Genomic DNA, 23,858 nt, shown 5'->3' with positions numbered 1-23,858 from the left:
AGCACCCACCCGCACCCGACTCGGCCCTCCACCCCGGCAGAACGACCGGCCAAGTGCAAACCCGGAACCATCCGCACGAACCAGGCCGCTCGCGGGTGGCCCTGAGCGCGGTTAGCACCCACCCGCACCCGACTCGGCCCTCCACCCCGGCAGAACGACCGGCCAAGTGCAAACCCGGAACCATCCGCACGAACCAGGCCGCTCGCGGATGGTCCTGAGCGCGGTGAGCACCCACCCGCACCCGACTCGGCCCTCCACCCCCGGCCACGTGCTGGAGGTGATCGGCGCCGGGGCGGCGGGGCGTGGTACGGCGATGCCGGCGCCTGTTACGGCGTCCGAGCCGGTGGACGTTCGTGCACGGCGCACTCAGTCGAAGACCGAGACGCGGGCGCGGTGGTGCCGGGGCGTGTCGAGCTCGTCCACCACCGCCACCGCGAGGTCGGCGTAGGACAGTCGCGCGGACGCCGACGGCACGGTCTCGCCTCCGATCCGGTACCGCCCGGTCCTCGCCCCGGTCGCGTCCAGCAGCGCGGGCGGGGTCAGCATGAGCCAGTCGACGACCGTGTCCCTGGCCGCCCGGAGCCTGTCCAGCCCGGCCGTGTGCGCGAGCGCGAACGGCCGGATCTCAGCGGGGAAGACCGAGGGGTCGTCCATCAGCGGGCGCCCATGGGCGTCGTTGAGGTTGGCGAACAGACCGACCAGGACGAGCCTCGGCACGCGCGCTTCCGCCAGACCGTGGAGCAGCGCGTCGGCGGCCTTGACGAAGAAGTGCGGGTCGAGGTCGGTGAAGCCCTGCTCGGGGCCGGAGAACGGGCTCACCGCGTGCACCGCGGCGTCATGTCCGGGCGCGATCGAGGAGATCGCTTCGGCGTCCGTGACGTCGCCCCGGACAAGCCGGACGCCATCTGCGGCGATGTCGCGATATTTGTCAGTATCGCGGACCACGGCCGTGACGCGATGTCCCCGCTCACGCGCCTCGGCCGTGATCGCCCGTCCTGCCCGGCCGCCCGCTCCGAAGATCACGATGTCACTCATGCCACTCCTGTCCGGCTCGCGTGTATCGCTGTCGGACAGCACGGTATCCACTGGATACTCGTTACCTCAAAGATACTGGGATAGCCTCACGTCCATGGCCGAGCCCTTGGATCCGCATCTGTTCGACCCCGTCTGCCCGTCCAGTGCGATGCCGATACAGATCGGCGACAAGTGGACCGCGATGGTCGTGCTCTGCCTGGAAGGTGGCCGACGGCGGTTCACCGAGCTGCGCGCACCACTGCGCCGCATAACCCCGAAGGTGCTCACTCAGACCTTGCGGGCGATGGAGCGCGACGGGCTGGTCACCCGCACCGCGTACGACGAGAACCCGCCGCGGGTCGAATACGAGCTGACGGCACTGGGACGCAGCCTGCTGACCCTGATCGCGGCCGCACGCGCCTGGAGCGAGGACCACCTCCCGATGCTGCTCGAAGCCCGTGAGGCGCACGACGCCTCGCGGGCGCGCGGGGAGCTCTCAGGGTCGCGTGCGGGAGGCGCCGACCACCTCGTTCGCGGGGACGCGGAGAGCGTTGAACGACGGCCTGCGCCGTAGGGAGAACCCGAGCGATTCGTACAGGCGGATCGCGCCGGTGTTGTTCGCCGCGGCGTGCAGGAACGGGATCTCCCCTCGTGCCCGGATGCCCGCGGCGACCGCCAGCACCAGGCGGGTGGCCAGGCCCTGACCTCGGAACGCGGTGTCGGTGCAGACGGCACTGATCTCGGTCCAGCCGGGCGGGTGCAGCCGCTCACCCGCCATGGCGACCAGCGTGCCGCCGCGGCGGATGCCGAGATAGGTGCCGAGGCCGATGGTGCGCGGGAGAAAGGGGCCCGGCTGGGTGCGTCCGGCGAGGTCGAGCATCTCGGGCACGTCGGCCGCGGTCAGCCGTACGGCCTCCTCGTCGGGTGCGCCGAACACCGCGGCGCCCGACATCTGGACACCTGGAATGACCTGTACCACTTCCCAGCCGGCCGGGGGTGAGGTCGTGGCGCCGGCCACGGACACGACGGCGCCCGGGCCCGACAACGCGGCGATGTCGTCCCAGTCGGCGGCGGACGGCTCGCTTCCGACCGCCAGGAAGGGAGACATGTCCGCCGGGTAGCGCCGGACGGCGCCGCGTACTTCGGCCAGGTGCGCGTGCGGCCCGGTGAGCGAGGCCCATGCGGGGTTGTCCAGCGGATGCGTCACCGGGTCACCTCGGCCACGACCGCGCCGGGGGCGGGCCCGGTGATCAGCGATGTCACAGGCATGTTCGTCCTCGATCAGCTCGACTGGCGGGGCAGGCCCGGCGGATTGATCTGCGACTCGGGGATCGCCTCGTTGCCCAGGCCCCAGCGGTCGAGCACTTCCTTGTACTTCCCGTCCTTGATCACCGAGTTCAGCGCCTCGTTGAGGGGCTTGACCAGGCCGTTGTCCTTCTTGGTCATCGCCGCGATGAGGCCCTGCAGATCAGGACCGGCGCCCGAGGCGGTGCCGGCGATCCGGGAGTCGCCGCTCACCGTGACGTTGTAGGCGATGGACGGATTCGGCCCGAAGTACGCCTGGATGCGTCCTGACTTCAGCGCGAGCAGGGCGTCGCCGTAAGCCGTGTAGTACTGGATCTCGGCCGGCTTGAGACCGGCCGCCTTGTTCTGCGCGTCCCAGTCGAGGAGGATCTTCTCCTGGTTGGTTCCCGACCCGACGGAGACGCGCAACCCGGCGATGTCGGCGGGCTTGCTGATCGACGTGATCGGGCTGCTCTTGGGTACCTGCCAGGCGAGCTGGTCCACGCGGTAGGTCGCGAAGTCGTAGATGTCCTTGCGCTCCTCGGTGACCGTGACGTTGTTGAAGACGACCTCCAGTTTTCCGGACTTCGCGCCCACGAAGAGGTTCTCCCAGGAGGTGATCTCCTGCTTAACCTCCAGGCCGAGGACGTCGGCGACGAGCTGGGCGATGTCGGTCTCCACGCCGATGTACGTCGTGTCGTCGTCGGCGAGGAAGCCCAGCGGCGGAGCGCCCTGGCCGCTGTGGCCGACGGCGAGCCTGCCGTCCGCCGCGATGGCGGCGGGCACCTGCGCGGCGATGGAGTCGACCTTCCGCGCGCGCACGCGGTTCTGGTCGGGACCGGTGTTGATCTTCCTGTCGCCTCCGGCGGCGGCGTTCGCACCGGAGGGGGCGCTCGTGGCGGCGCCCTTGGCGGCGTCGGTCGGCTCGGCGCCGCACGCGGCGACGGCGAGGGCCAGGAGCATCGCGGGCACGGCGGAGGCGGCCCACCTGGGAGAAGAGCGCATGATGGTTCCTAGCGTCAGAGGACTTTGCCGATGAAGGCGCGGGTGCGTTCGTGCAGCGGATCGTCCAGGATTTGGGACGGGGGTCCTTGTTCGAGGATCCGGCCGGCGTCCATGAAGACGACCGTGTCGGCCACCTCGCGGGCGAAGCCGATCTCATGGGTGACGACGAGCATGGTCGTGCCGGTGCGGGCCAGGTCCTTCATCACTTCGAGGACCTCGCCGACGAGTTCGGGGTCCAGCGCCGAGGTCGGCTCGTCGAACAGCACGACCTTGGGCTCCAGTGCCAGCGCCCTGGCGATGGCCACCCGCTGTTGCTGGCCACCGGACAAGGTGCGCGGGTAGGCGTCCGCCTTGTCCGCCAGGCCAACCCGGTCGAGCAGCCGGGTCACCAGGATCCCGACCTCGGCCCTGGACCGCTTCTGTGCCGACAGCGGCGCCTCGGCCACGTTCTGCCGCACGGTGAGGTGCGGGAAGAGGTTGAAGTTCTGGAAGACGAAACCGATCCGCGTCCGCTGCCGGAGGATCTCCCGCTCGTGCAGTTCGTGCAGCCGGTCGCCCGACCTTCTGTAGCCGAGCAGCTCGCCCTCGATCTCGACCGTCCCCGACTCCACCTTCTCCAGATGGTTGATCGTCCGCAGCAACGTCGACTTGCCCGAGCCCGACGGGCCGAGGATCACGGCCACCTCGCCCTGCCGCACGCTCAGGCTCACTCCGCGCAGCACGTGCAGCGGGCCGAAGTGTTTGTGCACGTCGCGCAGTTCCACCATCGCCGTCATGAGCGCCCTCTGCCGTAGTGACGCTCGACGTAGTACTGCACGACCGACAGCACCGTGGTCAGGACCAGGTACCAGACGGCCGCCACCAGCAGCAGGGCCATCACCCGGCCGTTGCGCATGTAGATCACCTGCACCTGGTAGAACAGCTCGGGCAGCGCCATGATGTAGACGACCGACGTTCCCTTGACCAGGCCGATGATCTCGTTGCCCGCGTTCGGCACGATGGTGCGCATCGCCTGCGGCAGGATGATCCGGAACAGCCGGCGCACGCGGGGGATGCCCAGCGCCGCGGCGGCCTGCCGCTGGCCCGGGTCCACCGACAGCAGCCCGCCCCGTACGATCTCGGCGGCGTACGCGGCCTGATGCAGCGCCAGGCCGAGGGCGGCGGCGGTCAGCGGCCCGATGAGATCCATGGTGCCGACGGCGAAGAACCCGGGCCCGAAGGGGACCCCGAACGACAGGCGGGGATACAGCAGCGCCAGGTTGTACCAGAACAGCAACTGCAGGATCAGTGGTACCGAGCGGAAGAGCCAGACGTAGCCCCAGGCCACCGACGACAGCAGCCGGTTGGGCGACAGGCGCATGAGGGCCAGTACGGTGCCCAGGGCGAATCCGAGGACGATGCCGAACCCGGTCAGCTCCAGGGTGAGTCCCACCGCGCGCAGGACCGAGGGCGCGAACAGGTACTGTCCGACGATCCCCCAGTCCCATGCGGGGTTGGTGGCGAGCGAGTTGGCCGCCATCGCGAGCAGGAGCAGCACGAGAGCGGTCGACGCCCAGCGCAGCGGATGACGGGTCGGGACGACCTTCGGCGGGAGTTCGTCCCGCTGGACGCCCGGCGCCGTCCGGGTGCCGGAGAGCGTCATGCTCCCACCGAGCTGAGCGCGGCGGCCCGGGCGAGACGGAGTGTGTCCTGCTTGTCGAACGAGGGACCGGAGCGCGGCGCGGTTTCGGAGCCGTCGTTGGTCCCGCCGATACCGAGAAACTCGACGGGCATGGATGCCGCCTTCCTTGGGGGGCGAGGTAGACGGTTTCACCTCAACACAGCCCGATGTTCCCGTCAAGACCTACTTGTTTAGTAGGTTTTTATCACCACCACCCGGCCATCTCACCGGCGGTGCCATTCCTCGGCGAGCAACCGGTAGGAGCGCACCCGGTCCTTGTGGTCATGGGTGATGGTGGTGACGACGAGCTCGTCGGCGCCGGTCGCCTCCTGAAGCTGTTCGAGCCGGTCGGCGACCTGCCCGGCGGTCCCGACGAACTGGGTGTCGACGCGGTCGGCGACCAGCTCACGGTCGGCCTCGCTCCACGGGATGGCACGGGCCTCGGCGGGGGCCGGGAACGGGATCGCCCCTTCGGCGGTCCGGATGCTGCGCACCCACGGCCCGTAACCCGCGGCGAGCTCGCGGGCGGCGGCCTCGGTCCCGGCGACGACGACGTCGGCGGAGACGCTGACGTAGGGCCGGTCCAGCTCCGCGGACGGGCGGAACGCGGCCCGGTAGCCCTCGGCCGCCTCCAGTACGCTGCCGGGACTGACGTGGTAGTTGGCGGCGAACCGCAGGCCGTTCGCGCCGGCGACGTTCGCGCTCTCGCCGCCGCTGCTGCCGAGGATCCAGAGCTGCACCTGCGCGCCCTCACCCGGGACCACATGCGCTTCCTCGCCCTCCGGGGACCGGTAGGTGCCGCGCAGCAGGTCGAGGATGTCGCCGACCTGTTCGGTGTAGTCCTGCGACCGCGCGCCGGGCAGTTGCAGCAGCGTCTTCTGCAGCGCGAAACGCGGCGAGGCGAGCAGATGGGCGAAGGAGAACTTCGGCGGGATCGGCAACCCGTTCGGCGCCCGGCCGTCGACCACCGTGGCGCCGGACACCAGCGCCGGTTCCCGGGCCGTCTCGGCCGGCCGCCCGCCCGACCGGCCGAGACCGAGGTCCAGGCGCCCCGGGTGCAGCGCGTCGATGAGCCCGAACTCCTCGACCGTCGACAGGGCCGTGCGGTGGCCCATCTGCACCGCGCCGGATCCGATCCGGATCGTCGAGGTCGCCGACGCGGTCAGCGCCAGCAGTACGGCGGGCGACGTCCCGGCGACCCCCGGGTTGAGGTGGTGCTCGGCGAACCAGTAGCGGGCGTAGCCGAAGCGTTCCGCCTGCCGCGCCAGGTCGATGCTGTTACGCAGGGCCTGCGCGGCGGTCGACCCCGAGGAGATCGGCACCAGGTCGAGCACTGCCAGTGGGATGGTGGCCATGTGTCACCCTTCTACGAAGGCGGAAACGGGCTACGGAGTGACCGGCCCCCACTCCCAGGGCGGGTCCGGTATCTCCTTGCGTAACACCGGCGCGATGTCCGACTGGAAGAGCTCCAGTGACGCGCGGTGCTGGGCGTCGGTCAGGCCGTCGGCGTCGGCGTGCAGGTGCATGACGCTGTGGCCGAAACGCTCGTGGTAGCGGTGGACCTTCTCGACGATCTGCTGCGGGCTGCCGATCAGGGCGGAGCTGCGCTCGACGAAGTCCTCCAGGGTGGGAAAGACCGGCTCCAGCCCGAGTCGCCGCTGGAAGGCGAGCGTCCCCTCGAAGACCGGCCGGTAGGCCGCGAGGGCGTCCTGCGACCGGTGGTCGGCGTAGTAGCCGGCGGTGCCGGCCCCGACCACGGCGGCGGCCGGATCGTGACCGTAGGCGGCCCACCGCTCGCGGTAGTGGCGGACCAGTTCGGCGTAGGGCTCGATCGGGTTGCTGACGTTCGCCGAGAAGAGCGGGTCGCCGTAGCGCGCGGCCAGGTCGACCGATTCCCGGCTGGTCGCGCTGCCGTGCCAGACGCGGACCGGCCGTTGCAGCGGCCGGGGCCACACCTCCGCCTCGGTGAGGCTCGGCCGGAACCGCGGCGTGGCGGTGACCTTCTCCTCCCGCCAGAGCCGGCGGAACAGCTCGTAACCCTCGGCGTTGCGGTCCCACTGGTCTTCGGGCGTGACGTGGAACAGCTCCCGTTGGGCGGTGCCGTTGCCCTTGCCGATGATCAGCTCCAGCCGGCCGCCGGAGAGGTGGTCGAGGGTCGCGTAGTCCTCGTAGGCCCGGACCGGGTCGAGCAGGCTCAGTGTGGTGACCGCGGTGAAGAGCCGGATCCGGGAGGTGAGCGCGGCGATGTGGCTCAGCACCACCGGAGGGGAGGAGGAGATGAAGGGCCGTTCATGTCGCTCCCCCACGCCGAAGCCGTCGAAGCCGAGTTCCTCGGCGAGCACGGCGTTGTCGAGCACCTCGCAGAAGCGCTCGTAGGTCGGCTTGCGCACCCCGGTCACCGGATCCGGCGCGTGCACGATCAGGGTGATCAGCAGGAATCTCACGAGCCGTCCCCTCTGTCCTCGCCGGTCCGCCGCGGCTCGGCCAGGCCCCGCCCGGCCTCCGTGACCAGGTCGGACCGGTAGCGGGCGGTGAAGAGCTCCCTGGCCCGCGGCGCGCGCCGTGCGGCCGGATGCCGGCCGGCCCCGTCGAGCGCGACGGCGAGCTGGGGCGCGGGAAACGAATCGGACATCGGCATTGACCACCTCCGGATCGAAGGGCGCCACGATGGCCCCTCCGCCGATCGATGGCCGTTGGCCGGAGGCTATGCCGCTTCCCGCATATCTGTCTATACCTACCTAAATAGTTGGCTTTAACGGCGTCGGCACCGGCACCCGGTTCCGGTGGCTCGCCGAGCCGCTCGCGGACACCTGTCCCGAGCGAACGGCGGTACCCGCACCGGTGGGCGTACGCCCGGGATCCCCGCACCGTGCCGGCTGATCGCGCGGTCAGAGGATCGCGGGATCAGCCGGTCGCGCGGTCAGTTCGCCGAGACCGAGAAGCTGTTGGTGCGGAAGTCCATGCCGCCGCTGGAGGAGGTGATCTCGTAGCCGAACTGGACGTCGCCCAAGGTCACGTCGCCGAACCAGTTGTTGCCGCGCAGCCAGGTCAAGATCGCCTTGATGTCGACCGTGCCGGAGCTGGTGTTGCCCTGCCGGACGAACGAGAACACCTGGTTGGAGCCGTTGGAGCCGCGGTAGACGTCCCAGCTGTGGCCGCCGGCCGAGACGCTGGTCTGCCGCGAGCCGAGCGGGCCGACCGGCCCGTACTTGTTCATCCACAGCATGATCTCGTAGGTGTGGCCGTCGCACCAGATGTCGTAGGCCGTGGTGTAGGCGCCGCCGTTCGGCACGGTGACGTTGAAGCTGCTGCTCGCGCTGCCGAGCGCGCTGATGCGCCGGTTCACGTTCCTTGTGGCGTTGGGGTAGGACTTCACCCCGCCGGTGTTGGGGTGGTTCGCCCACACGCCCCAGTTGCCGTAGCTGTTGGCCCAGATGGTCTGCGGGCCCGCGCCGTTGCCCCAGATGTTGTTGTAGAGGGTGTAGCCACCGTTGGTCCAGGTGCCCCACCGGTCGGTGGAGGACCAGGTCGCCGCCTGCGCCGGGGTGGCGAGCAGGCCGACGAGCGCCACCAGCATCGACACCGAGACGAGTAGGCGTGACGTCCTGAGCATGATCTTCCTCTCCTGCCGTCGTGTCGCCGGGCGTCCGGCCCGGCGGGATTCGCCGTAACCCCGTCGAAATCACCGTCGAAGCGCTTCGACGGCGTTTCGACTTGATCGGTGACCGGATTCGCCGTGGAGTGGGGTCACCGTAGGTTCGGCCGCCACCAGAGGCAACGCGGCAGTGAAAACCTTTCCGACAGTCCAGGTCAGAAGATGAACGCCCGCGTCCGCCTGTGAAAGTTTCCAGCGCGCCGCCGGAGCCGGGACGCACCCCGGGAACTCCCGTCCACCACCCCTGGCGATAATGGGACGACCGGAAACCGATGACCTCTTGGTGCACCCCACGTACCCGCGGCCCTGTCGCGGGCACGTCCCCCACTCGAGAGCAGCCAGGGAGCGCGCGTTGAGTTTCAGCCATCTGTCCCACCTGGAGTGCGGCCGGTGCGGAGCCGAGCACGACAGCGAGCGGCCGCAGAACCTGTGCACCCGGTGCGCGTCCCCGCTGCTGGCCCGCTACGACCTGGCGGCCGTCCGGTCCTCGGTCTCCCCCGACGACCTCGCGCGGCGCTCCCCCGACCTGTGGCGCTACCACGAGCTCCTCCCGGTCCGTGACCCGCGGTCGGTCACCAGCCTCGGCGAGGGGATGACGCCGCTGCTGGAGATGGCGCGCTACGGCGAGCGCATCGGGGTGCCCCGGCTGCTGATGAAGGACGAAGGGCTGATCCCCACCGGCTCGTTCAAGGCCCGCGGCGCGGCGGTCGGGGTGTCGCGCGCGGCCGAGCTGGGCGTCGAGCGGCTGGCCATGCCGACCAACGGCAACGCCGGCGCCGCGTGGGCGCTGTACGGCGCCCGGGCCGGCCTGGCCGCCACCGTGGTCATGCCGGTGGACGCGCCGGAGATCACCCGGCGCGAGTGCGTGGCCTCGGGGACGGACCTGTACCTGGTCGACGGCCTGATCAGCGACGCCGGCCGGATCGTCGGCGAGCTGGTCGCCGCCTCCGGCGGCCGGGTCTTCGACGCCTCGACGCTCAAGGAGCCCTACCGCATCGAGGGCAAGAAGACCATGGGCATCGAGATCGTCGAGCAGCTCGGCTGGCGGATGCCCGATGTGATCCTCTACCCGACCGGCGGCGGAGTGGGCCTGATCGGCATCCACAAGGCCCTTTCGGAACTGCGCGAGCTCGGCTGGATCGCAGGGCCGCTGCCGCGGCTGGTCGCGGTGCAGGCCGAGGGCTGCGCGCCGATCGTCCGCGCCTTCGAGAGCGGGGAACCCGAGAGCCGCTACTGGGACGGCGCGCGCACCGTGGCCTTCGGCATCAATGTTCCGAAGCCGCTCGGCGACTTCCTCATCCTGCGGGCCCTGGCCGCGACCTCGGGCACCGCGGTCACGGTCACCGACGCCGAACTGCTGGCCGAACTCCGCGAGGTGGCGGCCCTCGAAGGCGCCTTCGTCTGCCCGGAGGGCGCGGCGGCGTTCGCCGCGGCCCGCAAGCTCCGCGCCTCAGGCTGGATCGCCCCCGACGACCAGGTCGTCGTCCTGAACACCGGAGCCGGCATCAAATACCCCCAGACCATCGAAGTGGACGCCCCCGTACTCCCCGTGGACGCCCACCTGTCCTGACCCCACCGCGACCGGGAACGCTCGATGGGTGAACCGGGTGGCGCGGTGCTTCTCGATCCCCATCCGATGCGGCAGGTCGGCTCAGGTCACACTGACGCGGAAGATGCCACGGAGTCGTCCGGATCGCGCGTGTACGTCACCTGGAACCACAGGGTCCGGCCGGCATCGTGCTCCCAGACCGCCCACCTCCGCGAGAGGGCGTCCACGAGGAGCAAACCCCGGCCGCCCTCGGCGCACAGCTCTCCCCCCACCTGCGGGACGGTCTCACCTCCGGCGTAAGTGACGTCGACGTGCACGAAGTGATGGAAGTCCGCCAGCGCCAGCGTGATCCGTCCACCGTCCCTGGAGTCGGAGTGGACCACCGAGTTGGTGACCGCCTCGGACACCAGCAGCGTCACGGTCTCCAGGGCCGGATGCTCCGGGCCGAGCTTCGATTCCACGAACCGACGGGCGATCCCGGCCGATTCCGGATGACCGGACAACTCCCTAACCCCTAACAGGTTCCCTGTCGCCGGACGCTCCGGGTTCGGAGGAATGGCAATTGGCTTTGTCATAGATTGCACCTGTCCACGTACTCAGGGACCAGCCACGGCGCCGACTCCAATCGCGGGTCGGCCTCAATTCGTCGGCCAGGCCGAGATTCCGGGGGTGCGATCTCGGCCTGGCCGGCCACCCGAAGGGGCTACCGTCAGGCTTGCGCACGTGGCATGGTGAAGGCAGCGGAACCACGGCTACGCCGCAGGCGCAACCCCGGACCACCGACGTGTAACGAGGTGTAACGCCCAATGGCCGGCACTTGCGGAACGCCGGGAGTATTCCTCGGGCGCGAATTGCGCCGCGCGCGCGAAGCGAAAGGGATATCCCGGACGGCTCTCGCCAGACAGTTCTACGTCTCCGAATCCTTGGTGAAACTCTGGGAGACCGGGCGACGCGTCCCCACGCAGGAGCACCTGAGCCGGCTGGACGAGCTGTTCGAGATGGACGGCCTGTTCGTCAGGTTCCGCGAGGATCTGGTCAGAACATCGGTACCGCTGGAGTGGTTCGGCCGCTGGCCCGAGATAGAAAGCCGAGCCACCGCCCTGTGGTCCGTCCACGCGCACGTCTTCCCTGGTCTCCTCCAAACGGAAGCGTACGCTCGCGCAGTACTCCATGCCGGCAACCACCTTGCGGATCTCGACGAACTCGTGAATGCTCGATTGGAGCGCCAGCAGGTCCTACTCAAAGAAGATCCACCGATGATCGTCGCGCTTCTCATCGAAAGCACCCTTCAATACGGCACGGGCGGCCCGAAGATCATGCACGATGAGCTGATGCATATCGCCGATCTGACGCAACGCGAAGACGTGATCATTCAAATCATTCCGAACAGGGCGCCGGCCTGCGCCAGATTCACCGGACCATTCGTCATCGCCAACTTCGACGGCGGCGATGATGTCGCCTACGTGGACAGCGCCATCGCGGGTGAGGTCATCGAGGACCGGGACGATATCGTGCGGCTTAGGCGCATTTTCGACATGCTCAGGGCCGCTGCCCTGTCGCAGGACGCTTCAATCGAACTCATGGAGAAGGTGGCAAGAGAATGGACGTCTTAACGTGGCGGAAGAGTTCTTACAGCTCTGCCAACGGCGGTGAGTGCGTCGAGATCGGGACACTGTCATATGGGGTGGCGATCAGGGACGGCAAGGCCCCGGAGAAAGGGCATCTGACCGCCTCCGCCGCAGCGTTCGGCGCGTTCCTGGCCGGCCTCAAACGCTGAGACGTGAGGAAGCTTCGCGGGTGCCCCGCCGTACCGGCGGCGCCGGCATCGCCGTACCACGACCCACCGCCCCGGCGCCGATCACACTCCAGCACCCCGATGAGCGGCGGGAGCCGTAGGTTCGGCGCGTGGCGGCAGTCGTTGGACGGTGGCGGTGGGTCCTGCCGTCCCGGTGTTGAGCACATCCAGCGGCACCTGAGCAGGGGGCGGGGTTTATCGTGCTTGGGTGCGTCGTGTTCTGGTTGTCGGGATCAGTGGGGCCGGGAAGTCGACCATGGCGCGGGTGTTGGGTGATCATCTCGCGGTGCCGTATCACGAGATGGACGCTTTGCACTATGTGGGTCCCGGGTGGGCCGTGGACGACGGGTTCGCGGCGAAGGTGGCGGCCATCGTTTCCTCGCCCGGCTGGGTGTTCGACTCCTTCGGCTACCCCCAGGTGCGCGAGCTGCTGTGGGAGCGCGCCGACACCGTGGTCTGGCTGGACTACTCCAGAAGCGTGATCATGCCGCGGGTTCTGCGCCGATCTCTGCGGCGGACCCTGCTGCGCGAGCCGGTCTTCGGCGGCAACCGCGAGACCCTGGCCGGCTGGTTCCGCCGCGACCACCCGGCCTGGTGGGCCTGGTCCCAGCACGCGGCCCGCAGGGCGGCCATCCACCGCCTCGTCCACGACCCCCGCTTCGCCCACCTGAACGTGATCCGCTTCGGCGCACCGCACGAGGCGGCCGCCTGGCTGTACGACCTCACCCACCGCTAGCCGTGGTGTCGCAGGACGTCGGTTCCACGAAATGCAGGGGCGGGTCCGCCTGTGCTTCGTGCCGGTCGCCGCGATCGGGATCTCAGGGGTCCCGCGTGAGCGGCTGTGTCCGGCGTCAACGTGTGAACTTCTCGATGGCCGCCGGGGTGACCGGGGTGAAGAAGTTGACGAGGTTGCCGTCGGGGTCGCGGAACAGCAGCGACCGGTTGCCCCAGGGCATCGTGGTGGGCTCGGTGACGAAGTCGGTGACCAGGCCGGTCAGGTTCTGGTGCACGCGGTCCACGTCGTCGACACGGAACTCGGTGATCACGCTGTGGTTGTCCGCGGGGCGGGCGGAGCCCGGGGCGAACAGCGGGACGGTGCGGGTGCCGGCGATCGCGAGGGTGGCGTTGGGGGTCTTGAGTTCGGCGAAGTCCTCGGTGGCCCACATCGCCCACACCCCTGTGGCCGCCTCGTAGAACTCGACGAGGCGCCGGACGTCGCCGGTGATGATGCGGATCGAGACGAAGTCCACGGTGATCTCCTTTGGCTGACGAAGTAGCTGCACGTCGCAGGCTAGGAGAAATAGGGGACAGAATCGGTCCGGTATTCGTCTTAGGCTGTGCGCATGCCTCGACCCACCGGCCGCGTGCTGACACTGCTTGAGTTGCTGCAGTCGGGTGGCACTCGGACGGTGGCCGAGCTCGCCGACCGGCTCGGAGTCGATGGGCGCACCGTGCGGCGGTATGTGGACCAGTTGATCGACCTTGACGTGCCCGTGGAGTCGGTGCGCGGCCGCTACGGCGGCTACCGGCTCGCCCCCGGGTACCGTCTGCCTCCGCTGATGCTCAGCGACGACGAGGCGCTGGCCGTGCTGCTCGGCCTGGTCGCCGGCCGCCGAGCAGGGTTGACGGCGGCGGGGCACACGGCGAGCGAGACGGCATCGGCCAAGATCCGACGTGTGCTGCCCACGCACATCGCCCGCCGGCTCGACACACTCCTGGAATCTCTCGTCTTCACGGACCGGCCCCGTGAGTTCGCCACCCCGGACGCCGGAATCCTGCTCACCATCGCCGACGCTGTACGCCATCGCCGACCGGTCTCGATCCGGTACACCGACCGCGACGGCCGGCGCAGCGAACGCACACTGCACGCGTACGGGATCGTCGCCCATTCGGGCCGGTGGTACGTCACGGGCACCGACCCCGAGATCGGCGAGGACCGGACCTTCCGGCTCGATCGCATCGCGGACGCGCGGACCCTGCCCGGCTCTTTCGAGGCGCCCAAGGGTCCCGATCCGGCACACCGTGTGTTGTCAGGGTTCGCCACGGCCGAGTACCGGCATGAGGTGATTTTGCGGATCCACGGGACGGTCGAGCGGATCCGCGCCCACCTTCCCGCCGGCGTCGCGAGCCTGGAGGAGCACGAGCCCGCGGCGGGCAAGGACCCGGCGACCGACCGCTGGCTGCGCGTCCGGCTACGGGTGGAGCGGCTCGACTGGTTGCCGCCGACACTCGCCGCACTCGACCGGCCGTTCGTCATCGAGCGCCCCGGCGAACTGCGCGACCTCGTCATCGCGCTCGCCGAGCGCCTCGCGTCCAACGCCCGCCAGGCCTGACAGCCAGGAACCAACGTCAGGAGATCGCACAGCCGGCGCACGTGTTCCCCACCGGCGGGCTTGTCTCGGCCCCGGAATGCACCGTGAGGCGCGGCCTCCGCTTTTCGCATGCTGGGGAAGTCGGCCTTAAGACCGTTCCAAGTCGCCTGGGCCACAGTTTCTGTCATTCGGTGACTCGCCGTTGCGGACGCGATGGCGCGAGTGAGAAGGAACCAGGGACGATGAAGAAGACGTACACGAAGGTGTTCTCCGCCGCGGTCATGGCCGCCGCCGCGGTATCGGCCACCGCGACCATGTCCGCGCCCGCCTCGGCGGCGGCGGTGACGATCCGGGTCGAGCGCGCCTACGCCGAGACCGTGTGGGAGTGGAACGGCCAGGTCACCTGCCCGACGAACCAGGTGCTCACCGGCCGCTCACATGTCGGCGACGAGAACCGCCCGACCACCTACTACTGCGGTTTCGTCTTCATCAACGACGAGCAGGTCCAGGTGCATCTCGGGGACTGGACCCCCGGCCAGACGGAGAGCAGGTCCAGCTACATCGCCCCGCCGGACCAGGCGCTCGTCGGGCGGTGGCACACCGGCGACGAGAACGGCAAGACGAGCTACCGCACCGCCGCCCTCTACTGGCAGGGACGGCAGGTGCGGCTGACCTCCCCGGCGTGGACCGGCGAGTACAAGGAGAGCAACCACATCACGGAGGCGGGCTACAACCAGGTGATGACCGGTCGCACGCACAGCGGTGACGAGAACGGGAAGACCCGCTACCAGTACGCCACCGTGACGTTCGAGGGCTGATGTTCGTGCGAGACGACGGCCGGCGCGCCCACGACGACCCGCACAGGCCGGGAAATGACTGTGGGCACCCTCCCTCAAGTGGAGGATGCCCAGGTCATCGGCGTTGACCGTGGTGCGCCGCCAGGGACTCGAACCCCGGACCCGCTGATTAAGAGTCAGCTGCTCTAACCAACTGAGCTAGCGGCGCGTGACCATGTCCAGGTTAGCGGAAACGCGAGGGTGCCCGTGACGTCGGCCGCGGGGGCCGCCGAGGCCGGCCTTACCTACGGGTGAGGCGGTCCTGTCCGCGCATCGATGTTTCACCGGCGAGTGACGGGTAGGGCGAAGAGTCCCGACGGCACAATCGAAGGGAGAACGAAGATGGCACAGGATCTTTGGAGTTACGGCCCGACCGTCACCGGAGCCCATCAGAGCTTCGACGTGGTCGGATATCACGTGGAGGCCACGGACGGCAAGATCGGTTCCGTGGACGACGCCACCTACGAGGTCGGCGAGAGCTACCTGATCGTCGACACCGGACCGTGGATCTTCGGCAAGAAGGTCATGCTCCCCGCGAGCACGGTCATCAACATCGACCCGCAGGAGAAGAAGGTCTTCGTCAGCCGCACCAAGGACGAGATCAAGGACTCGCCGGAGTTCGACGAGGCGAGCTACAAGGAGCCCGCCTACCGCGACCAGGTCGGCGAGTACTACGGCCGGTTCCCCTTCGGGCCGGGAGCCACCCTGTAAGCATGCGCGACTGGTAGGCCATCGCCTTCCCCGGCACCGCGAGGTGCCGTGAAGGTGCCAGTGAAGGGCCGCGCCGCACCGGCGCGGCCCTTCCGCGTGCAGGCCTGCCTGGTGGTCAGCTCAGGGCAAGACGGAGGAGCAGGTCCTTGACGTCGGTGGCCTCGAAGCGCTCGGCGGTGACCGAGGGGTCGGAGCACAGGAGCACCGGGGCGTCGGCTGCGTCCCTGGGCAGCAGCCCGTGGGAGCCGCGCACCGCGCGGGCGCCCGCGTCGAGCCCGACGACGTTCATCATGTAGCGCATGCCGACCTTCTTGCGCAGCAACGCCACCCCCGCCCGGCGCTTGGCGCCGAGCACGTCCTGGGGGTCGAAGAACAGCTCGGCGGGGTCGTAGCCGGGTTTGCGGTGGATCTCGACCAGCCGGGCGAAGTCCGGGGCGCGTGCGTCGTCGAGCCAGTAGTAGTAGGTGAACCAGGCGTCCGGCTCGGCGAGCAGCACCAGTTCGCCCGACCGGGAGTGGTCGAGCCCGTGGGCCCGCTTGCCCTCCTCGTCGAGCACCTCGGCGACGCCGGGGAGGGACGCGCAGAGCTTGGCGACGGCCGGGACGTCGGCCGGGTCGGCCACGTAGACGTGCGCCACCTGGTGGTCGGCGACGGCGAACGCCCGCGAGGTCCACGGGTCCAGGTACTCCATGCCGGCCTGGGTGTGGACGCGGAGGAACCCTTCGGCGCGCAGCGTCCGGTTGATGTCCACCGGGCGGGAGACGTCGGTGATCCCGTACTCCGACAGCGCCACGACGGTGGTCCCCCGTGCCGCCGCGGCGTCCAGCAGGGGGGCGAGCACGCCGTCGAGCTCGGCGGCGGCAGCGGCGGAGCGCGGGTCGGACGGGCCGTACCGTTGCAGGTCGTAGTCGAGGTGGGGCAGGTACGCCAGGGTCAGGTCCGGGTTGTGCGCGGCCATGACGCGCTCGGTGGCGCGGCAGATCCAGGTGGAGGAGGCGATGCCCGCTCCCGGGCCCCAGTAGGTGAACAGGGGGAAGTCGCCGAGCGCCGAGGTGAGCTCGTCGTGCAGCTCGGGCGGATAGGTGTAGCAGTCGGGGTCCTTGCGCCCGTCGGCGTGGTAGATCGGCCGGGGCGTGACGGTCCAGTCGACGTCGGCGCCCATGGCGTACCACCAGCACACGTTGGCCACCGTGAACCCGGGCCGCACCCGCCGGGCGGCGTGCCACAGTTTGTCCCCGCCGACGAGCGCGTTGTGCTGGCGCCACAGCAGGACTTCCCCGAGGTCGCGGAAGTACCAGCCGTTGCCGACGATGCCGTGCTCGGCGGGCGGCGCGCCGGTGAGGAAGGTCGACTGGACCGAGCAGGTGACGGCGGGCAGGACGGTGCCCAGTTCGGCCTGGAAGCCGCCGTCGGCGACGGCGCGCAGCCGCGGCATGTGGGCCAGCAGCCTCGGGGTCAGGCCTACGACGTCCAGGACCAGCAACGATGTCATGCTTCCACTCCCAGGTGGCGAAGTTCGGCGCGGACGAAGTCCAGCTCGTCGGCGATGCCCTCGGCGAGCTGCCCGGGCGTCTGCGGGCGCAACGCGGCGGGCAGGACGCCCCAGGTGTAGGTCTCCACGTCGAAGTGGTCGCACAGCGGCTCCGGACCGCCGGCGAGTTCGGCGAGCGCCTCGCGCAGCAGCGGCGTGGTCGCCGCGAGCGGCGCGGACGGGGAGACGTGCAGCGGCACGTGGTAGTGGACCCGCCACGGCCCGGGCAGCCGCCGGTCGAGGGCCTCGTCGAGGTCGTCGGCGGCCTCGCCCGCGGGGGTGCGCGTCTGGTGCAGGAAGCGCGGCTCGACGTACTCGCGCAGCGCCTCCGGTTCGGCGGTCTCCAGGGCGGCGGAGAGCTGGACCTTGACGACGGGCAGGCCGGCGTCGCGCAGCGCGCGCAGCGCGTCGGCGGGCTTCTCCCAGGCGCAGGCGAGGTGGGCGAGGTCGACGCAGACGCCGAGCCGGTCGTGGTCGGCGTCCGCCAGGTGGGCGATGGCCTGCTCGGTGGTCTCCACGACGCAGCCCGGTTCGGGTTCGAACGCGACGCGCACGACCCGTCCGGTGGCGGACTCGACGTCGGCCAGGCCGGCGGCGAGCTCGTCGAGCCGGCGTGCGGCCTGGCCGGCCATCGCGGCGTCCCAGGGGTCGCGCCAGGCGAGCGGCAGAGTGGACACCGAGCCCCGGGCGGCATCGTCGGGCAGCAGGTCCGCCAGGACGCGCGCCAGGTCCAGGGTGTAGGTCAGCCGTTCCCGCGTCGTCCAGTCGGGGTGGTAGACCGCGTGCTTGACCACCGGATCCTGGAAGGAGCGGTAGGGGAAGCCGTTGAGGGTCACCACCTCAAGGCCCCGCGCGGTCAGCTCCCCGCGGAGCCTGGCGCGTAGCGCCGGGTCGGCGGCGAGGGCGGCGGCGACGGGCGCGGCCAGCCAGAGCCCGAGCCCGAGCACGTCGGTGCCGAGGCGGTCGCGGATCGGGACGGCGTAGGCGTCGAACTGGGCGATGATGCCGTCGAGGTCCTCGGCCGGGTGGACGTTGGTGCAGTAACCGACGTGCAGCGGTGTCCCCGAGGGGTGGAGCAGCCGCATCAGCTGCCTCCGCGTTTGATGGAGCTGCCGGCGAAGGTGGGCTCGTCGAAGCCGGCGACGGAACCGGCGACGGAGCCGGACTCGTCTTCGGCGCCGGTGAGGTCCAGGCGTCCGGACTGGCCGTAGAACTCCACGGGGTTGCGCCACAGCACGCGGTCGACGTCGTCGTCGGTGAACCCGGCGGCCAGCATCGCCCTGCCGGTCTCCAGCGTCAGCAGCGGGTCCGAGACGCCCCAGTCGGCGGCGGAGTTGACCAGCATCCGGTCCGGCCCGTGCTTGCGCAGGATCTCCACCATGCGCTCGGGCGACATCTTGGTCTCGGGGTAGATGGAGAAGCCCATCCAGCATCCGGACTCGTGCACGATGTCGACGGTGACCTCGTTGAGATGGTCCACGACGACCCGCCCGGGCGCGATCCCGGAGGCGGCGACGACCTCGATGGTCCGCTGGGTGCCGCGGGCCTTGTCGCGGTGGGGGGTGTGCACGAGCGCGGGCAGGTCGTACTCGACGGCCAGGGCGAGCTGCCGTTCGAAGGCGTCGTCCTCCTCGGGCGTCATCGAGTCGTAGCCGATCTCGCCGACCGCGACGACCCGGTCCTTGTCCAGGTAGCGCGGGAGCAGGTCCAGCACGGGCCGGCAGCGCGGGTCGCCGGCCTCCTTGGGGTTCAGCGCGATGGTCGCGTGGTGGACGACGCCGAACTGGGCGGCCCGGTACGGCTCCCAGCCGAGCAGCGAGTCGAAGTAGTCGGCGAACGAGCCGGGGTTGGTACGGGGCTGCCCGAGCCAGAAGGCGGGCTCCACGATGGCCCGTACTCCGGCGGCGGCCATCCGCGCGTAGTCGTCGGTGGTGCGCGACGTCATGTGGATGTGCGGGTCGAAGATGCGCATCAGGCCTCCTTGGGGGTCAGGCGGTCGAGGAGGGCGGCGGCGTCGGCGGGCATGGGACGTCCTGCCGCCGCGCGCTCGTCGGCGAAGGCGGCCAGCATGGCCGCCAGCTCGTGGTCGGCCCGCTCGTCCAACCGGTCGACGGCGGTCAGCGGCACGCCCATGAAGACGCATTTGAGCACCGCCTGCCGCCATGCCGTCTGGTCGAGGTGGCGGGCGTACGGGCCGAGGGCGGCCGCGACCAGGCGCGTGTCGTTCGTGCGGATCGCGTCGTGCAGCAGCGGCACCGCCGCCGTGTCGGCGGCGAGCATCGGCAACGCCTTGAGCACGGCCCGTTTCTCGTCGGCGTCGCCGTGGCGGTAGAGCTCGCCGGCCTGGTCCGCCTGCCGGTCGGGCGGCAGCGCGGACAGCAGCAGCGCCCGCGCGGCCTCGTCCGCCGTCCAGCCGGGCGCCCCGGACAGGGCCTGCCTGCCGACGCGCCGTCCGGCCGCGGCGAAGGACCGGCCGATCGACTCGGGCCGCTCGGCCGCGGCGGCCAGGGCGTCCTCCAGCCACTCTCCCGGCGATCCGTCGCGCAGCGCGGCGCTCAGCCGCTCCTCCAGCGTCACGATGGACCCTCCGCCGCCTCGCGCGATGCCGGTCCCAGCGTCATGAGGGGCTCCCTTCCGGCCCGCGCGACGCCTGCCTCAGCGTCATGACGGGCCTCCTTCCGGCCCGCGCGGCGCCTGTCGCGGCGTCATGACGGGCTTGCTTCCGTCCCGTGCGACGCCTTCTGGGCGGCGCGCAGGAAGTCGATCGAACGCGCGGCGACGGCGGGCGCGGCGTGGGAATGGCGGGGCAGCTCGACCGCGACCAGGCCGCGGTAGCCGGCGTCGTCGAGCGCGCGCAGCACCGGCGGGAAGTCGATCTCCCCTTCGCCGAACTCCAGGTGCTCGTGCACGCCGAGCCGCATGTCGTCGATCTGGACGTTGACCAGGTGCCCGGCGACGCCGGCGACGCAGTCGGGCACCGGATCGGGCTCGTTGCAGCGGCAGTGCCCGATGTCCAGCGTGATGCCGAAGCCGTCCGGCGTGCCCAGGGCCTGGTGCAGGCGGCGCCAGCCGGCGATCGTCTCCACGAGCATCCCCGGCTCGGGTTCGAAGCCGAGCGTCACCCCGGCCTCCCGGGCGGTCTCGGCGACCCGCTCGCACCCCTCGGCCAGCCGGTCCCAGGCGACGGCCTGGTCGACATGGGCCGGGCGGATGCCGGACCAGAACGACACCGCCTCGGCCCCGAGGTCGGCCCCGATCGCGACGGCGCGGCGCAGGAAGTCCACCCGCGTGTCGCGGTCGTCGTCGAGCAGCGTCGGGGCGTGCTTGCGCCGCGGGTCGAGCAGGTAGCGCGCACCGGTCTCGACGACCACCGCCAGATCGAGGGCGCGCAGCCGGTCGGCGACCTCCGCCACCCGCCGTCCCAGCCCGTCGGCGTACGGGTCGAGGTGACAGTGGTCGAGCGTCAGCGCCACTCCCTGGTAGCCGAGGCCGGCGATGACCTCCAGGGCGTCCGCGAGCCGGTGGTTGGCGAAGCCGTTGGTGCCGTAGCCGAGCCTCATGTCGCGGCGATCTTCTTGACCAGGCGCCGGGCCAGCGGGGCCGCCGCCGCGAGCAGCAGGGCGAGGCGCGGGGCGCCGCCGCGCGCGGTGAGGGCTCCCTGGAGGGCGGGGAGGCTGACGATGCCCGCGCTGACCGCCTCACGGACGTGTCCGGGCGAGGGGTCGGCGACGGCCTGCGCCTGGGGAAGGCCGAACTGGGCGGCGTACCAGCCGGCGAGGGCGGGCTGCGTCCCGTTCGCGCTGCCGCGGACGGTGGCGGCGGTGAGCGCGACGGTGCCCGCCAGGGTCGCCGCGGGGACGCTCGGACTGGTGCCCGACACCTCTCCGTGGGAGAGCGCGGTGAGCAGGTAGGTGTGGGCGGCGATCGTGGCGGCGGACGGCAGCGCGGCGGCGACGCGGGACCCGGGGCTGGCGCCCAGCAGCACGTCCAGGCCGCGGCACAGGGCCATGACCGGCGGACCGGCGGCCGTGCCCTTGGCCAGCACGTCGTAGGCCCAGATGGCGGCGGCCAGCGGCGCGGCGACCGCCAGGGCACGCCGGCCGCCCGCGAGCCCGGCCACGGCGACGCCCGCGAGGGTGAGACCCACCGCCGTGCCGAGGGCCGCGTTCGCCGTCACCCGCCCCGAGGGGATGGGGCGCTCGGGGCGTTCCCTGGCGTCGAGGTGCCGGTCGGCCCAGTCGTTGGCGGCCATCCCGGCCCAGTACAGGCAGACCGAGGAGCAGGCCAGGCCGGCGGTACGCCGGCCGAGCACTCCGGCGGCGGCGGCCCCGGCGACCACGTCGCCGGGGACCGACAGCGCGGCCGGGGCGCGGACCAGCTCCAGCAGGTCGCGCAGGGTCGTCATCGCGGCGTGCCCGGCGCGCCGTAGGAGGCGACGGCGTCGCGCAGCACCTGCCACTGGTCGGACAGGGCGTGCGGGACCTGTCCGAGGGGATCCTTGAAGAAGAAGGCCAGTTCGGTGAGCGGTCCCACGCGCCCGGCCTGGTGGGCGGCCGAGGTCAGCCGCGCCAGGTCGAGGATCAGCGGCGCGGCGAGGGCGGAGTCGCAGCCGTGCCAGCTGAACTCCATGCGCATGCGCGTGCCCAGGAATCCCTCGAAGGTGATCAGGTCCCAGGCGGTCTTGAAGTCGTCGAGGTCTTCCACGAAGTCGATGCGGGTGTCGCCCTGCGGCTGGTAGCCGAGGGTCTCGGCCAGCACGCGCTGCTTGCTGGCGGACTTGGCCGCGTTGGCGGCCGGCTCGGCCAGGTTCGCGCCGTCGCCGCCGCCGAGCAGGTTGATCCCCGACCAGGTGCGCACCCTCAGGTTGCGCTGGACGAACATCGGGGCGAGCACGGACTTGACCAGCGTCTCGCCGGTCTTGCCGTCGTGTCCCCCGTAGGGCAGCCCCTGCGCGCGGGCCAGCGCGTCGAGGGCGGGCAGGCGGGCGCCGGTGGAGGGGGTGAAGTCGACGTACGGACAGCCGGCGAGCAGTGCGGCGTAGGCGGCCAGGGAGCTGGGCGGCAGGACGGGGTCGGGGCCGTCCAGCGCGGCCCGCAACGCGTCGAGGTCGGCGTGGGCGGGGTGGGACGGCGGCGCGGGTTCGGTGGTCGACACGTTGATCACGACGACCCGGTCCAGCCGGTGGCGCCGGCGGAAGGTGTCGAGGTCGGCGCCGATCTCCCGCGCGACCTCGGCCTGGGTGGCGCCGACGGGCAGCGGCCGCACCTGCTGTTCGATCTCGAACAGCGCGTCCCGCACGGCCTCGGCGAGCCGTGCCGGGAGGATTCCCGCCTCGGCCAGCGCGGCGGCCTTCTTGTCCAGGGGGACCGAGGAGACGTCGTGGCCGCCGAAGACCAGGTCACCGAGACGCGGAAGGGCGTCGCTCCGCAGCGCGGGCGACTCAAGGACACACCCGGTCGGTGCGGCCAGGCCCGCCCGCACCGCCAGGGCACCGATCATGCTGGTGACCGCGACCGATCCTCGTGCTCCGATCAGCCATACTCCGGTACTCATCAGTCTCCTCTCACGGTCGGCTCGCAACCGGCAGGGTGCGCACGGCGGCGCGCACGGGGGGTGGGCTCGCGCGGGCGGCGGTCATGGCGCGGCCGCCGCCCGGCGAGGGGTTATTCGGTGGAGAAGGCGGCGTCGAAGGCGGCGGTGGGCGGGGTGATGGCGTTGAGGGCCTTGACGTAGGCCAGCGCCTCGGGGGCGCCGGCCAGGCGGTCCATACCCGCGTCCTCCCATTCCACCGAGATCGGCCCGTCGTAGCCGATGGAGTTCAGCGCCCGGAAACAGTCCTCCCAGGGCACATCCCCCCGGCCGGTGGACACGAAGTCCCAGCCCCGGCGCAGATCCGCCCACGCCAGATGCGACGACAACCGGCCGCGGCGACCGTCACCGATCCGCACCTTGGCGTCCTTGCAGTCCACGTGGTAGATCCGGTCGGCGAAGTCCAGGATGAAGTTCACCGGGTCGATCTGCTGCCACACCATGTGCGAAGGGTCCCAGTTCAGCCCGAACGCCGGCCGGTGCCCGATCGCCTCCAGCGCGGCCACCGTGGTGTGGTAGTCGTAGGCGATCTCCGACGGGTGCACCTCGTGAGCGAACCGCACCCCCACCTCGTCGAACACGTCCAAAATCGGGTTCCACCGGTCGGCGAAGTCCTGGTACCCCGCCTCCAGCATCGACGGCGGCACCGGCGGGAACATCGCCACCGTGTGCCAGATCGACGACCCGGTGAACCCGACCACGGTGTTCACCCCGAGCTTGGCCGCGGCCCGGGCGGTGTCCTTGATCTCCTCGGCCGCCCGCGCGCGCACCCCCTCGGGCTCACCGTCGCCCCAGATCCGCGCCGGCAGGATGCCCTGGTGCCGCGCGTCGATCGGACTGTCGCACACCGCCTGACCGACCAGGTGACTGGAGATCGTCCACACCTTCAGCCCGTGCTTGTCCAGCACCTCCAGCTT

Annotated in this window: 27 protein-coding genes, 1 tRNA gene and 1 pseudogene; 8 read left to right on the top strand and 21 right to left on the bottom strand. The window is 70.8% G+C overall.

Annotated features, from left to right (window positions below):
- Positions 1-366: 366 nt before the first annotated feature.
- Positions 367-1,035 carry an NAD(P)H-binding protein gene (locus ABZU32_RS15415; RefSeq protein ID WP_354922308.1) on the bottom strand — a complete coding sequence of 223 codons (669 nt, stop codon included), beginning with the start codon at positions 1,033-1,035 and terminating at the stop codon, positions 367-369.
- A 94-nt stretch (positions 1,036-1,129) separates the two neighbouring features.
- On the opposite strand from ABZU32_RS15415, the gene ABZU32_RS15410 reads away from it, so the two are divergent.
- Positions 1,130-1,588 carry a helix-turn-helix domain-containing protein gene (locus ABZU32_RS15410; RefSeq protein WP_354922305.1) on the top strand — a complete coding sequence of 153 codons (459 nt, stop codon included), beginning with the start codon at positions 1,130-1,132 and terminating at the stop codon, positions 1,586-1,588.
- Here ABZU32_RS15410 and ABZU32_RS15405 read toward each other — a convergent pair.
- The 9 genes and pseudogenes from ABZU32_RS15405 to ABZU32_RS15365 form a co-directional block, all read right to left on the bottom strand.
- On the bottom strand, positions 1,511-2,221 hold the full coding sequence (locus ABZU32_RS15405; protein ID WP_354922302.1) for a GNAT family N-acetyltransferase: 711 nt from the start codon (positions 2,219-2,221) through the stop codon (positions 1,511-1,513). The two genes, ABZU32_RS15410 and ABZU32_RS15405, sit on opposite strands and share 78 nt — an antisense overlap.
- A gap of 74 nt (positions 2,222-2,295) precedes the next feature.
- Entirely contained in the window at positions 2,296-3,303 is a 1,008-nt protein-coding gene (locus tag ABZU32_RS15400) for an ABC transporter substrate-binding protein (RefSeq protein ID WP_354922299.1), read from the bottom strand.
- A 14-nt stretch (positions 3,304-3,317) separates the two neighbouring features.
- Positions 3,318-4,079: an amino acid ABC transporter ATP-binding protein gene (locus ABZU32_RS15395; RefSeq protein WP_354922296.1), complete on the bottom strand. Its 762-nt coding sequence runs from the start codon at positions 4,077-4,079 to the stop codon at positions 3,318-3,320.
- Positions 4,076-4,945: an amino acid ABC transporter permease gene (locus ABZU32_RS15390; protein WP_354922293.1), complete on the bottom strand. Its 870-nt coding sequence runs from the start codon at positions 4,943-4,945 to the stop codon at positions 4,076-4,078. The genes ABZU32_RS15395 and ABZU32_RS15390 overlap by 4 nt, the downstream gene beginning before the upstream one ends.
- Complete coding sequence (locus ABZU32_RS15385; protein WP_354922290.1) at positions 4,942-5,076, bottom strand: hypothetical protein; 135 nt, start codon at positions 5,074-5,076, stop codon at positions 4,942-4,944. Before ABZU32_RS15385 ends, ABZU32_RS15390 begins: the two co-directional genes overlap by 4 nt.
- Before the next feature lie 111 nt (positions 5,077-5,187).
- The gene (locus ABZU32_RS15380; protein ID WP_354922287.1) at positions 5,188-6,318 is read right to left on the bottom strand and encodes an LLM class flavin-dependent oxidoreductase; all 1,131 of its coding nucleotides are present in this window, start codon (positions 6,316-6,318) and stop codon (positions 5,188-5,190) included.
- 30 nt (positions 6,319-6,348) lie between these two features.
- Positions 6,349-7,407 (bottom strand): LLM class flavin-dependent oxidoreductase, encoded by a 1,059-nt coding sequence (locus tag ABZU32_RS15375; protein WP_354922284.1) that lies wholly within the window; start codon positions 7,405-7,407, stop codon positions 6,349-6,351.
- Positions 7,404-7,595: a hypothetical protein gene (locus ABZU32_RS15370; protein WP_354922282.1), complete on the bottom strand. Its 192-nt coding sequence runs from the start codon at positions 7,593-7,595 to the stop codon at positions 7,404-7,406. Before ABZU32_RS15370 ends, ABZU32_RS15375 begins: the two co-directional genes overlap by 4 nt.
- A gap of 288 nt (positions 7,596-7,883) precedes the next feature.
- Positions 7,884-8,582 (bottom strand): annotated as a pseudogene (locus ABZU32_RS15365) (hypothetical protein); the annotation flags it as partial.
- Positions 8,583-8,970: 388 nt separating this feature from the next.
- Here ABZU32_RS15365 and ABZU32_RS15360 point away from each other — a divergent pair.
- On the top strand, positions 8,971-10,188 hold the full coding sequence (locus ABZU32_RS15360; protein ID WP_354922279.1) for a threonine synthase: 1,218 nt from the start codon (positions 8,971-8,973) through the stop codon (positions 10,186-10,188).
- A gap of 86 nt (positions 10,189-10,274) precedes the next feature.
- Here the strand turns inward: ABZU32_RS15360 and ABZU32_RS15355 are convergent, their stop codons facing one another.
- Positions 10,275-10,742 (bottom strand): ATP-binding protein, encoded by a 468-nt coding sequence (locus tag ABZU32_RS15355; RefSeq protein WP_354922276.1) that lies wholly within the window; start codon positions 10,740-10,742, stop codon positions 10,275-10,277.
- 231 nt (positions 10,743-10,973) lie between these two features.
- On the opposite strand from ABZU32_RS15355, the gene ABZU32_RS15350 reads away from it, so the two are divergent.
- From ABZU32_RS15350 to ABZU32_RS15340, 3 genes are all read left to right on the top strand, one after another.
- The gene (locus tag ABZU32_RS15350) at positions 10,974-11,780 is read left to right on the top strand and encodes a helix-turn-helix transcriptional regulator (protein WP_354922273.1); all 807 of its coding nucleotides are present in this window, start codon (positions 10,974-10,976) and stop codon (positions 11,778-11,780) included.
- On the top strand, positions 11,768-11,944 hold the full coding sequence (locus ABZU32_RS15345; protein ID WP_354922270.1) for a DUF397 domain-containing protein: 177 nt from the start codon (positions 11,768-11,770) through the stop codon (positions 11,942-11,944). The genes ABZU32_RS15350 and ABZU32_RS15345 overlap by 13 nt, the downstream gene beginning before the upstream one ends.
- 304 nt (positions 11,945-12,248) lie before the next feature.
- Positions 12,249-12,698, top strand: coding sequence for a hypothetical protein (locus ABZU32_RS15340; protein ID WP_354922267.1), 450 nt, complete (start codon positions 12,249-12,251; stop codon positions 12,696-12,698).
- A 115-nt stretch (positions 12,699-12,813) separates the two neighbouring features.
- On the opposite strand, the gene ABZU32_RS15335 is transcribed toward ABZU32_RS15340, so the two are convergent.
- Positions 12,814-13,212, bottom strand: coding sequence for a VOC family protein (locus ABZU32_RS15335; protein ID WP_354922264.1), 399 nt, complete (start codon positions 13,210-13,212; stop codon positions 12,814-12,816).
- A 93-nt stretch (positions 13,213-13,305) separates the two neighbouring features.
- Between ABZU32_RS15335 and ABZU32_RS15330 the strand changes: the two genes are divergently transcribed.
- Together ABZU32_RS15330 and ABZU32_RS15325 are read left to right on the top strand one after the other, a co-directional pair.
- On the top strand, positions 13,306-14,295 hold the full coding sequence (locus ABZU32_RS15330) for a YafY family protein (RefSeq protein ID WP_354922261.1): 990 nt from the start codon (positions 13,306-13,308) through the stop codon (positions 14,293-14,295).
- Positions 14,296-14,516: 221 nt separating this feature from the next.
- Entirely contained in the window at positions 14,517-15,092 is a 576-nt protein-coding gene (locus tag ABZU32_RS15325; protein WP_354922258.1) for a hypothetical protein, read from the top strand.
- Between the two features lie 110 nt (positions 15,093-15,202).
- Here the strand turns inward: ABZU32_RS15325 and ABZU32_RS15320 are convergent.
- Positions 15,203-15,279 (bottom strand) — tRNA-Lys (locus tag ABZU32_RS15320).
- Between the two features lie 173 nt (positions 15,280-15,452).
- Here ABZU32_RS15320 and ABZU32_RS15315 point away from each other — a divergent pair.
- The gene (locus ABZU32_RS15315; RefSeq protein ID WP_354848012.1) at positions 15,453-15,821 is read left to right on the top strand and encodes a PRC-barrel domain-containing protein; all 369 of its coding nucleotides are present in this window, start codon (positions 15,453-15,455) and stop codon (positions 15,819-15,821) included.
- Between the two features lie 115 nt (positions 15,822-15,936).
- On the opposite strand, the gene ABZU32_RS15310 is transcribed toward ABZU32_RS15315, so the two are convergent.
- From ABZU32_RS15310 to ABZU32_RS15275, 8 genes are all read right to left on the bottom strand, one after another.
- The gene (locus tag ABZU32_RS15310; RefSeq protein WP_354922255.1) at positions 15,937-17,313 is read right to left on the bottom strand and encodes a nucleotide pyrophosphatase/phosphodiesterase family protein; all 1,377 of its coding nucleotides are present in this window, start codon (positions 17,311-17,313) and stop codon (positions 15,937-15,939) included.
- Entirely contained in the window at positions 17,310-18,437 is a 1,128-nt protein-coding gene (eboE, locus tag ABZU32_RS15305) for a metabolite traffic protein EboE (RefSeq protein ID WP_354922252.1), read from the bottom strand. Before eboE ends, ABZU32_RS15310 begins: the two co-directional genes overlap by 4 nt.
- The gene (locus tag ABZU32_RS15300) at positions 18,437-19,324 is read right to left on the bottom strand and encodes a TatD family hydrolase (RefSeq protein WP_354922249.1); all 888 of its coding nucleotides are present in this window, start codon (positions 19,322-19,324) and stop codon (positions 18,437-18,439) included. Before ABZU32_RS15300 ends, eboE begins: the two co-directional genes overlap by 1 nt.
- A complete protein-coding gene (locus tag ABZU32_RS15295; protein WP_354922246.1) occupies positions 19,324-19,929 on the bottom strand; it encodes an EboA domain-containing protein in 606 nt (201 codons plus the stop codon). The genes ABZU32_RS15300 and ABZU32_RS15295 overlap by 1 nt, the downstream gene beginning before the upstream one ends.
- A gap of 128 nt (positions 19,930-20,057) precedes the next feature.
- Positions 20,058-20,912, bottom strand: a complete 855-nt coding sequence (locus ABZU32_RS15290) for a sugar phosphate isomerase/epimerase family protein (protein WP_354922244.1) — start codon at positions 20,910-20,912, stop codon at positions 20,058-20,060.
- Entirely contained in the window at positions 20,909-21,757 is an 849-nt protein-coding gene (locus ABZU32_RS15285; RefSeq protein ID WP_354922241.1) for an SCO3242 family prenyltransferase, read from the bottom strand. The genes ABZU32_RS15290 and ABZU32_RS15285 overlap by 4 nt, the downstream gene beginning before the upstream one ends.
- The gene (locus ABZU32_RS15280) at positions 21,754-22,905 is read right to left on the bottom strand and encodes an inositol-3-phosphate synthase (RefSeq protein WP_354847990.1); all 1,152 of its coding nucleotides are present in this window, start codon (positions 22,903-22,905) and stop codon (positions 21,754-21,756) included. Before ABZU32_RS15280 ends, ABZU32_RS15285 begins: the two co-directional genes overlap by 4 nt.
- A gap of 110 nt (positions 22,906-23,015) precedes the next feature.
- A partial coding sequence (locus tag ABZU32_RS15275; RefSeq protein ID WP_354922238.1) for a sugar phosphate isomerase/epimerase family protein occupies positions 23,016-23,858 on the bottom strand: 843 nt, incomplete at its 5' end.

This window comes from Sphaerisporangium sp. NPDC005288, from assembly GCF_040607475.1.
GTDB classification, from domain to species: domain Bacteria; phylum Actinomycetota; class Actinomycetes; order Streptosporangiales; family Streptosporangiaceae; genus Sphaerisporangium; species Sphaerisporangium rhizosphaerae.
Note: the sequence above shows the minus strand (reverse complement) of the source record. Positions and strands in the feature narration are given on the sequence as shown.

What these genes read in the sequence shown, in the direction of transcription:
- ABZU32_RS15410 (WP_354922305.1), top strand. Translation starts at nt 1,130, where the DNA reads ATGGCCGAGCCCTTGGATCCGCATCTGTTCGACCCCGTCTGCCCGTCC.
- ABZU32_RS15315 (WP_354848012.1), top strand. Translation starts at nt 15,453, where the DNA reads ATGGCACAGGATCTTTGGAGTTACGGCCCGACCGTCACCGGAGCCCAT.
- ABZU32_RS15355 (WP_354922276.1), bottom strand. Translation starts at nt 10,742, where the DNA reads ATGACAAAGCCAATTGCCATTCCTCCGAACCCGGAGCGTCCGGCGACA.
- ABZU32_RS15390 (WP_354922293.1), bottom strand. Translation starts at nt 4,945, where the DNA reads ATGACGCTCTCCGGCACCCGGACGGCGCCGGGCGTCCAGCGGGACGAA.
- ABZU32_RS15325 (WP_354922258.1), top strand. Translation starts at nt 14,517, where the DNA reads ATGAAGAAGACGTACACGAAGGTGTTCTCCGCCGCGGTCATGGCCGCC.
- eboE (WP_354922252.1), bottom strand. Translation starts at nt 18,437, where the DNA reads ATGCGGCTGCTCCACCCCTCGGGGACACCGCTGCACGTCGGTTACTGC.
- ABZU32_RS15280 (WP_354847990.1), bottom strand. Translation starts at nt 22,905, where the DNA reads ATGAGTACCGGAGTATGGCTGATCGGAGCACGAGGATCGGTCGCGGTC.
- ABZU32_RS15345 (WP_354922270.1), top strand. Translation starts at nt 11,768, where the DNA reads ATGGACGTCTTAACGTGGCGGAAGAGTTCTTACAGCTCTGCCAACGGC.
- ABZU32_RS15400 (WP_354922299.1), bottom strand. Translation starts at nt 3,303, where the DNA reads ATGCGCTCTTCTCCCAGGTGGGCCGCCTCCGCCGTGCCCGCGATGCTC.
- ABZU32_RS15380 (WP_354922287.1), bottom strand. Translation starts at nt 6,318, where the DNA reads ATGGCCACCATCCCACTGGCAGTGCTCGACCTGGTGCCGATCTCCTCG.
- ABZU32_RS15370 (WP_354922282.1), bottom strand. Translation starts at nt 7,595, where the DNA reads ATGTCCGATTCGTTTCCCGCGCCCCAGCTCGCCGTCGCGCTCGACGGG.
- ABZU32_RS15300 (WP_354922249.1), bottom strand. Translation starts at nt 19,324, where the DNA reads ATGCGCATCTTCGACCCGCACATCCACATGACGTCGCGCACCACCGAC.
- ABZU32_RS15395 (WP_354922296.1), bottom strand. Translation starts at nt 4,079, where the DNA reads ATGACGGCGATGGTGGAACTGCGCGACGTGCACAAACACTTCGGCCCG.
- ABZU32_RS15385 (WP_354922290.1), bottom strand. Translation starts at nt 5,076, where the DNA reads ATGCCCGTCGAGTTTCTCGGTATCGGCGGGACCAACGACGGCTCCGAA.
- ABZU32_RS15350 (WP_354922273.1), top strand. Translation starts at nt 10,974, where the DNA reads ATGGCCGGCACTTGCGGAACGCCGGGAGTATTCCTCGGGCGCGAATTG.
- ABZU32_RS15310 (WP_354922255.1), bottom strand. Translation starts at nt 17,313, where the DNA reads ATGACATCGTTGCTGGTCCTGGACGTCGTAGGCCTGACCCCGAGGCTG.
- ABZU32_RS15285 (WP_354922241.1), bottom strand. Translation starts at nt 21,757, where the DNA reads ATGACGACCCTGCGCGACCTGCTGGAGCTGGTCCGCGCCCCGGCCGCG.
- ABZU32_RS15290 (WP_354922244.1), bottom strand. Translation starts at nt 20,912, where the DNA reads ATGAGGCTCGGCTACGGCACCAACGGCTTCGCCAACCACCGGCTCGCG.
- ABZU32_RS15330 (WP_354922261.1), top strand. Translation starts at nt 13,306, where the DNA reads ATGCCTCGACCCACCGGCCGCGTGCTGACACTGCTTGAGTTGCTGCAG.
- ABZU32_RS15415 (WP_354922308.1), bottom strand. Translation starts at nt 1,035, where the DNA reads ATGAGTGACATCGTGATCTTCGGAGCGGGCGGCCGGGCAGGACGGGCG.